8 protein-coding genes are annotated in these 15,051 nt (G+C 72.0%); 5 read left to right on the top strand and 3 right to left on the bottom strand.

The features are described 5' to 3' along the window. Window positions 1–383 precede the first annotated feature (383 nt). On the top strand, window positions 384–2,495 hold the full coding sequence (locus ACFWBQ_RS37895; RefSeq protein ID WP_385508495.1) for an asparagine synthase-related protein: 2,112 nt from the start codon (window positions 384–386) through the stop codon (window positions 2,493–2,495). Window positions 2,496–2,614: 119 nt separating this feature from the next. After that, window positions 2,615–5,884 carry an ATP-binding protein gene (locus tag ACFWBQ_RS37890; protein ID WP_385508494.1) on the top strand — a complete coding sequence of 1,090 codons (3,270 nt, stop codon included), beginning with the start codon at window positions 2,615–2,617 and terminating at the stop codon, window positions 5,882–5,884. Here the strand turns inward: ACFWBQ_RS37890 and ACFWBQ_RS37885 are convergent. Together ACFWBQ_RS37885 and ACFWBQ_RS37880 are read right to left on the bottom strand one after the other, a co-directional pair. Then, entirely contained in the window at window positions 5,871–7,877 is a 2,007-nt protein-coding gene (locus ACFWBQ_RS37885) for a sigma-70 family RNA polymerase sigma factor (protein ID WP_385508492.1), read from the bottom strand. The two genes, ACFWBQ_RS37890 and ACFWBQ_RS37885, sit on opposite strands and share 14 nt — an antisense overlap. A gap of 224 nt (window positions 7,878–8,101) precedes the next feature. Continuing rightward, window positions 8,102–8,893, bottom strand: coding sequence for a TetR/AcrR family transcriptional regulator (locus tag ACFWBQ_RS37880; protein ID WP_385508490.1), 792 nt, complete (start codon window positions 8,891–8,893; stop codon window positions 8,102–8,104). A gap of 384 nt (window positions 8,894–9,277) precedes the next feature. On the opposite strand from ACFWBQ_RS37880, the gene ACFWBQ_RS37875 reads away from it, so the two are divergent. Continuing rightward, entirely contained in the window at window positions 9,278–10,693 is a 1,416-nt protein-coding gene (locus ACFWBQ_RS37875) for an NAD(P)/FAD-dependent oxidoreductase (RefSeq protein WP_385508488.1), read from the top strand. A gap of 349 nt (window positions 10,694–11,042) precedes the next feature. Further along, complete coding sequence (locus ACFWBQ_RS37870; RefSeq protein WP_385508487.1) at window positions 11,043–12,725, top strand: SpoIIE family protein phosphatase; 1,683 nt, start codon at window positions 11,043–11,045, stop codon at window positions 12,723–12,725. Here ACFWBQ_RS37870 and ACFWBQ_RS37865 read toward each other — a convergent pair. Then, entirely contained in the window at window positions 12,719–14,017 is a 1,299-nt protein-coding gene (locus ACFWBQ_RS37865; RefSeq protein ID WP_385508497.1) for an MFS transporter, read from the bottom strand. The genes ACFWBQ_RS37870 and ACFWBQ_RS37865 overlap by 7 nt on opposite strands. A 142-nt stretch (window positions 14,018–14,159) precedes the next feature. Between ACFWBQ_RS37865 and ACFWBQ_RS37860 the strand changes: the two genes are divergently transcribed. After that, window positions 14,160–14,717, top strand: a complete 558-nt coding sequence (locus ACFWBQ_RS37860) for a MarR family winged helix-turn-helix transcriptional regulator (protein ID WP_385508486.1) — start codon at window positions 14,160–14,162, stop codon at window positions 14,715–14,717. Window positions 14,718–15,051 lie beyond the last annotated feature (334 nt).

The raw sequence follows: 15,051 nt of genomic DNA, 5'->3' as shown, positions 1-15,051 counted from the left end.
CAGTCGGGGGGATGCGCCGGCCGACGTGCTGCCGGACCGTCCGCGAGGCGCCCGGAGGCGAAACGCGCGGTTGCATCGCGATCAGAGAATGGCTGAATAGCGCTGGTCGGTCGGGGAGTTGGGGAACGGTCCGGCTATGGCCGGATTCCATCTGTTCCGCGGAGCAGCCGGGGCGCGGTCCGCATCCGGGGGACGGACACCACAACTCCGCGAAGCGTCCGTTCCGTTGGCATGGGTTCCGCCGGGCCTTTGCCAGGGGCGCGTGCACATCCGGTGTGCGCTGCCCGTACCCCCTCCCGGGCGCCTTTGTCGTGGCAGCATGTCCCGCAGCGGCGTTCGCGTGTCCTGATACGCCGGTTCGTCCACAGCCTGTGGAGGCGGCGATGCGTTGGTTGGTGGGGTGGAGCAGCATCGCCGCGAGCTTCGGCACCGTAGGTGCGGTCGGCAACCACGGCGAGGGACGCACCGTCCACCCCGTGGGCTCCCAACTCCTGTGGGGTGACCCGGATCCGCTCTGGGCCGTCGGTGACTGGCGCCCCGACGAGATCCGCATCATCAAGATCGCGACCCATGAGGGCGCCCCCACCACCCGTCTCGCGGTCCTCGGCTGCTGCGGGGCCACCGACGAGCAGCTCCGCGTCGGACTGCTCGCCGCCCGCGGCGGTGCCCTGCGGCATCTCACCGCCTGGCCCGGCAGCTACACGGCCGTCGTCCAGATCGGCCGCCGTATCACCGTCGCCGGAGACCTCGCCGGAGCCCGCCCGGTCTTTCACACACCCTGGGCCAACGGCACCGCGTACGCCACCGCCGCCCTCCCGCTCGCCGACCTCATCGAGGCCCAGCTGGACATCGGCCACCTGGCCGCGCTGCTCGCCTGCCCGGAGACCCCGGAAGCCCTGGACAACGGCACGCCGTACGCCGGAGTGAAGCGGATCCCGCCGGGGCACGCGCTCATTCTCCGGGAGGGCTCCCGTGAGATCACGGGATACGAAGCGGTGGCCTCCCTCGCCGTAGCGGCCCCCCAGATCGACCCGGTCAGCGCCGTCGACGGCGTACGGGACGCGCTCGTCGAAGCCGTACGCGCCCGGCTCACCGCCCCGCGCCACGCCCCGGAGACCCTGCCGCCCGACCCCGGACCCGTCCCCGGCATGGGGCCCGCCGAACGCCGTGCTGCCCGCGGGGCGCCCGTCCCAGGAATCGGCTCCGACCTCTCCGGAGGCAGCGCCTCCGCCACCCTTGCCCTGCTGGCCGCCGGACTCCCCGGGCTGCCCGGCACCGTCCTCGGCCACGGCACCGGGGCGGGCGAGCGCCTCCTCGCGGTCACCTTCAACGACCTCTCGACGAAGGGCCGCGAGGACGAGCTGGAACGCGCCCGCGTCATCGCCGCCAACCCCCGCCTGCACCACGTGGTCGTCGCGGCCGGCGAAGAGGCCCTGCCCTACGCGGCACTGGAGAACGGCCCGCTCACCGACGAGCCCGCCCCCTCCCTCGTCGTCTCCGAACGCCACCGCCGCCGCCTGGCCGCGGGCAGCGCCGACCACTTCGTCGGTCATGGCGCCCGGCAGGTCCTCGACGCCCACCCCGCCCGCCTGGCCGACCTGCTCATGGACCGGCGCAGACGCCACCTGCTGCGCCCCGTCGCAGCCCTCGCCAAGGCCGAAGGGCCCTCCGCGCACTCCCTGTTCGTCCCGCTGGCCGTCTACCGCGCCGCCCGCCGACTGGCCCGCACCTCGTACCGCACCGGGCTCGAAACGGCAGCAGACCTGCTGCCGGACGCCAACCGCTTCGCCCCCGGCCTCGGCACCCCGGCCGACGCCTCGCTCGCTTCCCTCGCCTGGTCCCGCCCGGGCCCGGCCGCACGCTGGCTCACCGGGGAGGCACTCGCGGAAGTATCGATCCGGCTGCAGGAAGCGGCGATCCGGCCGACGTCGGTGCAGCGCCCGGGGGAGGCCCGCGCCCGCGCGGCACTGGCCCGGCAGGCGGCAGACCACCGGATCCTGGAACAGGCCGCGGAGATCCGCAGCCAGCGGCTGCACGCCCCGTTCCTCGACAACCAGGTCGTACGGGCCGCCAGGGCGCTCCCCGAATCGCTGCGCGTCCAGCCGGGAGCGCGGGCCGCGATCCTGCGCCGGGTGCTCGCGGGTGCGGGCATCCACGACCTGCCGCCCGGCTGGGGCACCCCGTCCCAGGCCACCTCGACCGCGGCGGGCCGCCTCGGCCTGCGTGCGGCTCTCCCGGAGCTGATCGCCCTCTTCGACGCCCCGCTGCTCGCCGACGCGGGCCTGATCGAGGCCCGCGTCGTACGGAAGGCGCTGCGCGCTGCGTCCGAGGGCGAACCGCTCCCCCTGGACGGCCTGGCCGACCTCGCCTCCACGGAACTCTGGCTCCGCCGCCTGGTCACCCGCCGGGGCACCTGCTGGACGGGCACGGCGGCCCCGCGCCAACGGGCAGTGGCCGGCGGCGTGGTCCCGCCCCGCAGAACGCTCCAGCCGTAACTCAGGCATCCGAGGGCCGCACCCGCACGACAGCCGGTCCAGGGCCCGTGATCAAGCCTGCCCGGCGATCGAGGACAAAGCCCGCGCCCCGGAAGACCGGCACCGGACACAATGACCCCGTGCAGTACCTGATCCTGGGCGCCACAGAGGCGCGAGACGAGCAAGGCGGCCTGATGTCCGTCGGCGGTACGCGGCTGCGCGCCCTCCTCGCCGCACTCGCCCTGCGCGCAGGCCGCCCCGTGACCGTCGCGGCGCTCGTCGACGACGTATGGGCCGGTGATCCCCCGAACGACGCCCCGGCCGCCCTCCAGGCCCTGGTCGGCCGGCTGCGCCGAGTCCTGGGCCGGGAGGCCGTCACCGGCGTCCCCGGTGGCTATCGCCTCGACGCCGCCCCCGACGACATCGACCTGTACGTCTTCGAGCGGCTCGCCCGCCAGGGAGCCGCCGAACTCGACTCCGGCGACCCCGAGTCCGCCGCACGCACCCTGCGCGCCGCGCTCGCCCTGTGGCGCGGACCCGCGCTCGCCGACCTCCGCGAGCGCGACCACGGGATACGGGCCGAGGCCGACCGGCTGGCCGCGATCCAGCAGCGCATCGAGGCCGACCTCCGGCGCGGGGCTCCGAGGGGCCTCGTACCCGAGCTCAGGGAACTCACAGCGGCCCACCCCTACGACGAGCCCCTGCACGCGCAGCTGCTCCGGGCCCTGCGCGCCGAAGGCAGACAGGCCGACGCGCTCGTCGCGTACGAGGAGGCGCGCCGGGTCCTGGCGGACGGCCTGGGTGCCGATCCGGGACCGGAACTCACCGCCCTCCACCGGGAGCTCCTCGACCACGCAGGGCCCGCAGACCCGGGAGCCCAGGGAAGCCCGGGAGGCCCCACCGATCCGCATCCCCCAGAAGGCAACCTCCGCCCCAGGCTCACCTCGTTCGTCGGCCGGGAGCCCGAACTCCGCGCGATCCGCGCCGACCTGACCCGCGCCCGCCTCGTCACCCTCACCGGCCCCGGTGGCTCCGGAAAGACCAGGCTGGCCGAGGAGTCCGCGGCAGGCCAGGGCGCCTGGATCGCCGAACTCGCCCCGCTCGACGACCCCTCCGCCGTACCCGGAGCCGTACTCTCCGCCCTCGGCCTGCGCGAGACGACCCTTCTGCGGGACAGCACCCACGACCGGCCCGCCGCCCTGGCCGACCCCACCGAACGGCTGGTCGAGCACCTCTCCCACCGGTCCCGCAACCGCCCGTTCCTCCTCGTACTCGACAACTGCGAGCACGTCATCGACGCTGCGGCAGCTCTCGCGGAGACCCTCCTCACGCGCTGCCCGAGGCTGCGCATCCTCGCCACGAGCCGCGAACCCCTCGGCGTGCCGGGCGAGGCAGTGCGCCCCGTGGATCCGCTGCCGCCGCACCCTGCCCACCGACTCTTCGCCGAGCGTGCCCGCGCGGTGCGGCCGGACTTCGGCCTCGACGAGGAGACGGAGGGGAAAGCGGCCGAGGACTCCCAGGTCGTTGCCGAGATCTGCCGGCGGCTCGACGGGCTTCCGCTCGCCATCGAACTGGCAGCCGCCCGGCTCAGACTGCTCACGCCGCGCCAGATCGCGGAACGCCTCGACGACCGCTTCCGTCTGCTGACCAGCGGCAGCCGCACCGTTCTGCCCCGTCAGCAGACCCTTCGGGCGGTCGTGGACTGGTCGTGGGACCTTCTCTCCCAGGACGAGCGCACCGTCCTGCGGCAGATCTCCGTCTTCGCGGGCGGCTGGGACCTGGCCGCCGCCGAGGCCGTGACCCGAAGCCCCGACGCCGCGTCCCTGATCGGTGCGCTCGTGGACAAGTCCCTCGTCGTCGCGACCCCCACCGACGCCGGCGAAATGCGCTACCGCCTCCTGGAGACCATCCACGAGTACGCCTCCGAGCGCGCCGCCGGGACACCGGGCCTGCGCGCCGCGGCCGCGGCGGCTCACACCGCCTGCTTCACCGCGCTGGCCGAGGAGGCCGACCCCCTGCTCCGCTCCGGCGAACAGCTGTCGTGGATCAGCCGGCTGGAGACGGACCTCGACAACATCCGAGCGGCCCTGCACCGCACGGTCGTCACCGAGCCCTGCGAGCGGGACGCACTGCGACTGGTCCTGGGCATGGGCTGGTTCTGGTGGCTGCGCAACTTCCGTAACGAGGGCCTGGCCTGGGCCGACCGGACCGCCGGCCTCGGCGAGGACCCGGACGATCCGGCGGACCCCCACTACTGGCCCCGCAAGCACCTCCACATGCTGCGGTTCTTCCTCGCGGCGGAGACCAGGTCCGCCGCAGATGCCCACGAGGACGAAGCGCTTCAGGCGCTGGTGAGAGGTGTGACCGAGGTCTTCTCCTCGGGCGGCCCGGAGTCCGCCCGCTTCCCGGGACTGCTCTGGCCGATGACCTCGTACATGCGCCGCGAGTTCATGGACGACGTGCGCGGGCACTTCGACGCGGCCGTCGCCAACACCCGTGAGAACGGCGGCGACTGGGAGTACGGCATCACCCTGATGTTCCGTACCCACATGCTTGTCGACACACCGAGGGGCACGACCGGAATCGACGAGGACCTCGCCGAGCTGCGCGCACTGAGCCGTCGCGTCGGCGACCGCTATCTGCGCGCCCAGGTCGCCAGCGCCGCCGCGGAGGCGGGAATGATGCGCGGGAACCACGACGAGTCGCGGGCCGCCTACCAGGAGGCGCTGGAGCTGGCGCGGGAGGTCGGTGCCCACGCGGAGGTCCCGTTCCTGATCGGCCGCCTCGCGGAACTCGACTACCGGGCCGGGGACCTGGACGCGGCCAGGAGCGGACTGGACGAGGCGGAGGCCGAGGCCGAGCGGCATCACGTGCTGGACGCCCGCTCCTATGTGAACTATCTACGGGCCTCGATCGCGCTGACGGCCCGGGAGATCCCGGCGGCGCGACGGTTCGCCGATCTGGCGCGCAGCGGGCAGGTCTACGGCGACCCAGGACCGCCGCAGTACGCCGCGGCGGTCCTGGGCCTGTCGGCGCGCATCAGCGTGTTCGAACCGTCCGGCGGTCCCGTCACCGGACTGCGCGGTATCACCGACGCCCTCCGCATGGCCGTCGAAGCCGGCTGCGCGGAGGTGTTCACCGCCTACCTGGCGGAGGCGGCGGGCATCACACTGCCGCTGCTGGGACGGTACGCGGCAGCGGCCCGCGTCCTCGCGGCCTCCGACGCCTGGCGGGTGAACAGCCCGCGGTCGGTGGCGGAGGAGGCGGAGGTGGCAGAGGCGCTGGAGTGCCTGAGTGAGAAGCTGCGCCCTCTGCTGTACGACGCGGAGTGCGCCGCAGGAAGCGTGCTGACCCCGGAAGATGTCGTGGCCTTCCTGACCGGCATCACCGACGAGCTCAGCGACAGCTGATCCTCGCATTCGCCCAGTCGGCCAGTGCCACCCCGCCGAACGGCTCCGCGGGCTCCACGACGAGCCGGATCGTCCGCCGGCCGCCGATGCCGACGCGCATCGCCACGGCAGGGTCACCGCCCCGCATCACCGGCGATTCCCACAGCCGCGCGCCGTCCCCGTCGAACACGGAGAAGCGCACCGCGCCGGTCCACTTCGTCAGGTCGTCGACACCAACCATCGCCTCGTAGCCGGTGCACTGCCGGTTCAGCCGGACGGTGACCGACGAGCGCGCGTGGACGGTCACCCCATGGGCGTACGTCGTGGAGCTGATCGACAGCCCGGAACGCTGCCAGACCACACCCCTGCTCTCACCCAGCAGGATCTCCGGCTCGCTGTGATCGCCGACGACGGAGTACTTCAACTCGCTGACCCGGTAGACCTCGGGAGCCGGTGGTGCGGGCGGCTCCGGCGCGGGTGGCTCCGGCAGCGTGGGCTCGGGAGTGGGTGCGGGGGTGGGCCTCGGGGCGGGCGGCTCCGGCGTCGGTGCGGACGTGGGCGTGGGCTCGGGCTTCGGTGCGGGCGTCGGCTCCGGCGGCGGTTCGGGTGCCGGAGCGGGCGGCGCCGGAGGCTTCGGCCTCGGCGGGGGAGCGGGTGCGGGAACCGCCGGGGCAACAGCGGGCGGCTTCGCCACCGGCTCGGGCTGCGGCGCGGGCCGGTCGTCACCGACGAGCGCCCACACCAGTCCGGCCGCGGCAGCCACGGCAACCGCCGCCGCGATTGCGGCCTTCGCGGGCGCACCGAGCCCTTCGGCCGCGGCACCGCCGGCCGCGCCGCCGGACGCCGCGCTGCCCGTCGCCGCCGCGGCGGCCCCGGCACCGGCCGCACCGACAGCCCCGCCCGCCACGATGCCCGCCGCCTTGACCGCGTAGCCGGCGGCGAACCAGCCGATGACAGCGACCGGGAGCAGGGCCGGAATTCCGGCATTCACGTGGGCCAGTTCACCTGCGGCGATACGGCACTTGGCGCACTCGTCGAGATGCTTGCGCAGCCCGCGTTCGGCCCGTGTCCGCAGGCCGCCCCGGGCATGGGCACCGAGCCGGTCGGCGTACTGCGCGCAGTCGCCCCCGGCCGTCAGCGTCTGGCTCACATGTGCCTGCAGATACGCCTGCTTGAGCCCCTCGCGCGCCCTGACGGCCAGTACGGCCGTGGCATTGGCCGACAGCCCGAACAGCGGGGCGATCTCGCTCGGCGACTCCTCCTCCACGGTGGTGTGCCACAGCACGGCCTGCCAGCGCTCCGGCAGGCTGCGGAACGCCTGCATCGCCATCGACCGGTCCGCCTCGTGCATGGCCATCACATCGGCGCCGAGGTCGAGGGTGTCGGCCTCGGAGAGCTCGGAGGAACGCGCGGCCTGCGCGGCGAACACCGCGAAGTCGTCGACGAGATGCTCCCGCTTCGCGCTCTTCGTCCAGGCGGCGCCGACATGACGTACAGCGGTCATGAGGTACGCCCGGACCGCTTCCTCCGGCCCCTTCCCGCCGCGTACCGCCTGCAGGGTCCGTGCGAACACCTCGGCCGTCAGGTCGTCGGCGGTGTGCGCGTCGCGGCAGCAACTGCGGGCGTAGCGGCGCACGGCTCCCGAGTGGCGCCGGAACAGCTCCTCGTACGCCCGGTCGTCTCCTGCCCGCATGCCCACGATCAACTGGGCGTCGGAGGCCACGAGTTCGGCGGAACTGCTACGGCCCTCACGTTGCGGGGGCACGACGAACGCCGTGCCGGTACCCGCCTCGTGTCCCGCGGAAGGATCCGTCCCGGGGCCGACTGCGACGTCGGGCGGTGTCGGCCAGGGGCCGGGCAGGACGGTGCCGCTCCCGGCGCTCTCCTCCGGGTCCTCGCGGCGTCCGGATCCTGACTGACCCGGCACCTGGGCGGACGGCACACCGGTCTCCGTGCCACCGCCTGCGGCAGCGATCTGGTCGAACGGTTCTTCCTGCTGCCCGTCACCGCTCATCGCGGAAGCCCCCGTATGCACTTCGGACCCGAATACCGGGCAAGAGTGCCACAGAGGTTCGTCGCGACGGACCCTCAGCCCCGGCAACCACTCGTCCGGGGTGTCCTGCTGTACAGGGGGCGCGGCATCACCCGTAGGGGTAGCCGACGATTCCTGCCCCCGGCTGTCGGGCGGCGCGGGCGTACCGGTGCCCGTCCGTCGCTGGACGGACACCGGACGTGTGCCTACGCGGGCCTGGAGCGGAGACCCTCCAGCAGGATGTCGAGCAGCCGCGCCGAAGCGGCAGCCTGCTGAGCGGGATCAGGCAGAGCCGGAGCCGCCGTGGCGATCACCAGCAGCACATCGGCCACCGTCACATCGCCCCGCAGTTCGCCGGACTCGCGCGCCCGGTCGACCAGCCGGCCCACGACCTCGAGCAGTTCTGCCGCGCCCGAGTCGTCGTCGAACTCCTCCTCGGCCGCGGAGTGCTGGGGAACCACCCGAAGATCGGCCTGCCCCACCCCCTGCCGCTGGTGCGGAACCCGCGTCTCGCCCTGGCCGTCGGCCGCGCCGGGCTCGTCCGCGTCGGCCCCTACCCGCAGGACCTGCGGCGGCAGCAGCCGTCCCGCACCCGATGCCACGGAGGTCCGCAGGAAGCGGGAGAGCGCAGACCAGGGCTCGTCCTCCTGCCCCAGAGCCGTACGCGCCTGATCGGTCAGCCGGGACGTCTCCTCCTCGGCTATCCGTCGTACCAGCACGTCCTTGCTCGGGAAGCGGCGGTAGACCGTGCCGACCCCGACCCTGGCGCGCCGCGCCACGTCCTCCATCGGCGCGCCGTACCCCAGCTCGCCGAACACCTCACGCGCGGCGCGCAGGACGTGTTCGAGATTGCGCTGTGCGTCCACGCGGAGCGGCGCCGAGCGGTGCGTGTTCCCCGCCGCTGCGACCGTTCCTACCGTTCCCACCGCAGTCAGCCGCCCGTGGCCTTCCGTAGAAGAGGCGACAGCGGTCTGCCCATGCAAATCCTGAATGTGCATAACTTCCCCCGGTTATGGCGTCTCCCCCCGGAGACTTCCCCGCCGTGTCCGTCGGTGTGCGGATCATCGTCCGAATCCGACACCCCGACGGGGTACGAACATAGTTGAGCCCGGGTCAATTCAGAAGGGGGTAGTTCCGCACGGAGCGCCCCCCGATCGGAGCAAGGACCGGTTGGCCCCTGATTCGTCCCCTCTTCGCAGGCCCTCCCGCACCGCCTGACCTGCACGGCTGCCGAATTAATCGGTGCGCGGACGCCACTGGGTGATCCAAGAGCTCCGGTCACACAATTTGCCGGGCCTGTGGACAAACACCGGACTCCGTTGCGTCATGGGATGGTGACGGCTCCAGATTCCCGGGGGACAACCCCCGGCACACGGCCAAATGTGCGCATTCTCGTCGTAGGCGGTGGCTACGTCGGGATGTACACGGCGCTGCGTCTCCAGCGGAAGCTGCGGCAGAGACTGAAGAGCGGCGAGGCCGAAATCGTGGTGGTCACACCCGACCCCTACATGACGTACCAGCCGTTCCTGCCCGAAGCGGCGGCCGGCTCGATCTCACCCCGGCATGTCGTCGTACCGCTCCGCCGGGTCCTCAAGGACTGCACGATCGTCATCGGTGAGGCGGAGCGCATCGATCACGCAAAGCGCACCGCGACCGTCACGACCCTGGCCACCGGTGAGGACGGCACGGGTGCCGTCGAGATCCCGTACGACGAGATCGTCGTCGCGCCCGGATCCGTCTCGCGCACCCTGCCGGTCCCCGGCCTCGCAGAATTCGGCATCGGCTTCAAGACCGTCGAGGAGGCCATCGGCCTGCGCAACCACGTCATCGAACAGATGGACATCGCCTCCGCCACCCGTGACCCCGCCATCCGCGACGCCGCCCTCACGTTCGTCTTCGTCGGAGGCGGCTACGCAGGCGTCGAGGCGCTCGCCGAGCTCGAGGACATGGCCCGCTACACCTCGCGGTACTACCACAACATCAAGCCCGCGGACCTGAAATGGATCCTGGTCGAGGCGAGCGGCCGCATCCTGCCCGAGGTCGGCGAGGCGATGGGCAAGTACGCCGTCCGGGAACTGCGGGGCCGCAACATCGACGTACGCCTCGACACCCGTCTCGACAGCTGCGAGGGCAGGGTCGCGGTGCTCAGCGACGGCTCCCGCTTCCCGACCCGCACGCTGGTGTGGACGGCAGGCGTCAAGCCCTCGCCGCTGCTCGCCGCCACCGATCTGCCCCTCACCGAGCGCGGCCGGCTCCGCTGCACCGCAGCACTCTCCGTCGACGGCGTCGAGCACGCCTGGGCCGCCGGCGACGCGGCGGCCGTACCCGACCTCACCTCATCGGAGCCGGGCAGGGAGACCGCGCCGAACGCCCAGCACGCGGTACGGCAGGCCAAGGTCCTTGCCGAGAACATCGTTGCCACGCTCGCCGGGCAACCGCCCAAGGACTACCGGCACTCCTACGCCGGATCCGTTGCCTCACTGGGGCTGCACAAAGGCGTCGCCCACGTCTACGGCCGCAAACTCAAGGGCTATCCGGCCTGGCTGATGCACCGCACGTACCACCTCAGCCGTGTGCCCACGTTCAACCGGAAGGCGCGCGTCCTTGCCGAATGGACCCTGGCCGGACTCTTCAAACGCGAGATCGTCTCCCTCGGCTCGCTCGAACACCCGCGCGCCGAGTTCGCTCTCGCGGCCGGCGGCCACGCACAGCCGGGGCATCCCGGAAGCGAAGGAAACCGGACACGTCCCGGGGACAACCCGCCGAAGGACGACAGTCCGCCGAAGGCATCCGGCTGATCTCCCGGCCACCCCCGGGCTGCGCCCTCCGACCGCCGCGGACCGCGGTTCTCCTGCCGTAGGACGGCCGCAGTTCAGCCGCCGGACCGACAGCCGAACCACAACTGTCAGTACGGTCGGTCACACTGGGCGTGTGACCATAGGTGGGCCCACACCTGCACAGAGTGACCCGGCCGACAGTCACCTACAGTGACCGAAAGCGACGTTCAACAGCACGAAGAGGCCTGGCTGCGCCTTCCCGGGGGTCCGGCCCCGGACCCCCGGCCCCGGCAGAAGATCCGGCACAGAAACCGGCAGAAGAAGCAGCTCGCCCGAGCGGACCAGACCGACACACGAGGCCAAAGATTCCGTGAACTTCACGCGCTGGAGCGCCCGCCTTCCCGGAACGCAGCGTCGAACCGCCGCGCGGGACGACCACAGTTCCGTCCCCGCCGCCCGCGCCGAGTCCGCCCGGCCGAAGAGCGCACCCACGCCGCCGGACAGCACACCGGAAACGCCCGATGCCATGCCCCGGGGTGCCGCTCCCGAAGCACTCTCGGCCCGCGACATCCTCGGCAGGCTTCCCGCCCCGGTCGCCCTGCTCCACGGCCCCGAGCACCGCATCACCTACGTCAACGACGCCTACACAGCGGCATTCGGCCCCCGTCCCAGCGGTGTGCGCGCCGCGGACGCCATGCCCGAGCTCACCGAGCTCAGTCTGCTGCCCCTGATGGACCAGGTCCTGCGCAGCGGCACGCCCCGCACGGTCAAGTCCCGCAAGGTCCGCGACGGCAGCTCGTACACCGTGACCTGCACTCCTGTGGCCGCCAACGATCCCGAGCACACGAAGCGCGCACCGGGTGAGGAGGGCGTGCTCGTCTACGCCACCGATGTCACCGACCACGCCGAAGCAGCGGAACGGCTCCGCGCCAGCGAACGCCGCCACCGCGAAACTGCCGTGACGCTCCAGCGCTCCCTGCTCCCGCAGGACCTCGAACAGCCCGACGACCTGCGGATCGCCGCGACGTATCAGCCGGGTGGCACGGACGCGGCGGTCGGCGGCGACTGGTACGACGTCATCACTCTCGGCGCGGGCCGCACCGCTCTCGTGATCGGCGACGTGATGGGGCGCGGTGTCCGTGCCGCCGCTGTGATGGGCCAGCTGCGCACCGCGGTCCGCGCCTACGCACGCCTGGACCTGCCGCCCCACGAGGTGCTCCAGCTCCTCGACGTCATCGCGGCGGAGATCGACGCCAGCCAGATCGCCACCTGCGTCTACGCGGTCCACGATCCCAACGAGGGGCATCTCGTCTACGCCTCCGCCGGGCATCTCCCGATCCTCGTGTGCGACGAGGACGGCACGGTGCACCGCGCCGAGGACCCGACCGGCCCACCGCTCGGCACCGGCGGCTGGGTCCACACCTCCGGGACGATCGCCCTGCCGCCCGGCTCCACCGCCGTGCTGTACACCGACGGCCTGGTCGAGCGCCGCGGCGAGGACATCGACGAGGGCGTCGCCTCCCTGGAGCGCGCACTGTCCGGTGCCAAGGGGGCACCCCAGGTCGTCTGCGACCGGCTGATCCGCTCCTTGGGGGTGACTGCCGAGCACGACGACGACGTGGCGGTTCTGGTGGTCCAGCACCCGGCCCGCACGGGGACGAACGCGGAGCTGTTCCACAACGCCTCGCTCGACCTGCTCGGCGGCATCGAGGCGGCACCCCGGGCCCGCGCCTTCGCCACCGGGGTCCTGACCTCCTGGCGTTTCCCCGTCGAGCTCTGCGACCTGGGCGTACTTGCCGCGAGCGAACTCGTGGCCAATTCGCTCCAGCACGGCACACCGCCGATGCGCCTCGGCCTGCGCCGCACCGACCGCCGTCTGATCATCGAGGTGACGGACGGCGACGACCACCTGCCGCGACGCCGCCGGGCCGAACCCGCGGACGAGGCGGGACGCGGCATCTCCATCGTCGCGACCATTGCCTCGTCCTGGGGCAGCCGCCGCACACCGGGCGGCGGCAAAGCGGTCTGGTGCGAGTTCGCACTTCCTCAGTGAACGACGGCGGGAGTGGTGACCGGCCCGCCCTCCGGGAGTGACACAGCCACCACCCGCGACGGCGCCGCCACGAGCGACGGCTTGTCCTGCAGGGGAGTGAGCTGTCGGCCCAGTCTCAGCGCCAGCACGGTGATGCCCAGCGAGAACAGCACGAAGGTCACGATGTACAGACCGTGCAGCGTCGCCCCCATGGGCCCGCCCACGGCCGGTCCGACCGCCAGGGCCAGCTGCTTCACCAGGGCGAATGCCGAGTTGTACTGACCGACCATCGCCTCGGGCGCCAGATCGGCAACGAGCGGGGCCACTGTCGGCGACAGCATCGACTCACCGAGCCCGAACAGCGCGTACGTCGAGATCATCGCGGCCGTCGCCATGGTCTGGCTGCCGTGTCCGAGGCCCGCGTATCCGGCCACGATCCAGGCGAACGCCCAGATCAGACCGACCCACGCGATGACCCGGCTGCGCCGCCGGCGCTCAACAAGACGGAGCACGACGAACTGTGCGACGACGATGACGGCCGTGTTGGCGGCCAGCGCGACGCCCAGGGTCGACGGGTCGATCCCGGCCGCCTCGGTGCCGTAGGCCGCGAGCCCGGACTCGAACTGTCCGTAGCAGGCGAAGAAGAGCACGAAGCCGAGGACACACAGCTGCACCATGGCCTTGTGGGAGAGCAGTACCCGCAGTCCGGCCCCGGGCGCGGAGCCGTCGGTGGGCCGGGCGCCGGCAACGGACGGAGTACGGGGCATGCGCACGGTGGCCGCGACCACCGCGAGCACGACGAACATGACCGCCTCGATCAGGAAGAGCAGGGTGAAGCTCGACGGCCGGTTGACGTCGACGATCTGCCCGCCGACCAGCCCGCCGATGCCGAGGCCCAGGTTCTGCAGGAAGAACTGCGTGGCGAAGGCGCGGGTACGGGTGGCCGTGCTCGAGCACCACACCAGCATCGTGGCCAGTGCCGGCTGCATGACGGCCGTACCCGCTCCGAGGACGGCAGCCGAGAGCACAGCCGTCGTCACATTGCCCGCCACACCCAGTGCGGCAGCGCCCACGGCCGCTGTACCGGCGGCAAGGATCAGCACGGGCAGCGGCCCGCGTCGGTCGATGGCCCGCCCCGTGAACGGCAGGACGCCAAGCGCTGCCATGGCGAAGACAGCCAGTACGACACCTGCCGTACCGGCACCAAGATCCCGGACCTGCGCCACGTAGACGTACAGATACGGAACGGTGAATCCGAGGCCGAACGCGCTCAGCGCGCTCCCCACCTGGATCCGCCGCAGCGCTGCACCCATCTCCCTGGTCACACTCACCTACCTCAGACTTCGAAGAACCTTTAAGAACAAAGACTCGTAGACTTTAGCACTAAAATTAGAACCTTAACGCTATACATAGAAGGACTTCGATGCCGATCGAGAGCGTGCGATACTGCCCGCCATGCCTGACACCCCCGAGCAGCCCGCGCTCCAGGAGCCGAGCCTCGACGAGCAGATCGCGGCCTACCAGCGCGAGTTCCGCGACCTCGACCCACAGGTCGAGCAGGTCGTGTCCGCGCTGGGCCGGCTGAACCGCCGGATGAACGTGGCGTACGGCAGGCAGGTCGCCGCCCTCGGAATCAGCAACGCCGAGTGGGAGGTCCTCAAGACCCTGGTCCTCGCCGGCGCCCCGTACCGGCTGGGCCCCGGCGAGTTGGCGAAGCGCCTCGGCCTCACCCCGGCAGCGATGACACACCGTGTCGACCGCATGGCGGGCGAGGGCCTGGTCACCCGGGACAGGGACGAGAGCAACAGGGTGCGCGTCATCGTCGAGCTGACCGACGAGGGTCGTACGAAGTGGCTCGAGGCGATGCGCATGGCCAGCGACTTCGAGGAGGACCTTCTCCAGGACCTCTCCGGGGACGAGCGCGGGGTCCTGGGCGAGATGCTGATCCGCCTCCTGCGCCGCGTGGAGCACGCCCAGCCGGACGCGGGCGGCCGGCTCACCGACCTGGACTGATGGCTCCGAAACGGGCCGCGGGGAGGGGTTGACACGCTCCTCCCCGATCCGTAATGTTCTCCGAGTTGCCACGGGGCCTGAACGGTCTTGCGGCAGCCGATCCCGCCGCGAATGCGGCAACCAAACTCAGCACGATCTCCCACCGGGGAGAATTTCGGCATGCCGGAATTCAATTCGAAGGCTCGATTATGAGCCGCGGGGGAAACCCGCTAGAGTTCGGGTGTCGGAACGGCCCAACAGCCGGGATGACAAGCCCCACTGACTGGGAATCAGGCCCGAAAGGATCTGATAGAGTCGGACTCGCCGGAAAGGGAAACGCGAAAGCGAAGAACTG

The sequence above is a fragment of the Streptomyces sp. NPDC060035 genome, assembly GCF_042736635.1.
Classification (GTDB): Bacteria; Actinomycetota; Actinomycetes; order Streptomycetales; family Streptomycetaceae; genus Streptomyces.
Note: the sequence above shows the minus strand (reverse complement) of the source record. Positions and strands in the feature narration are given on the sequence as shown.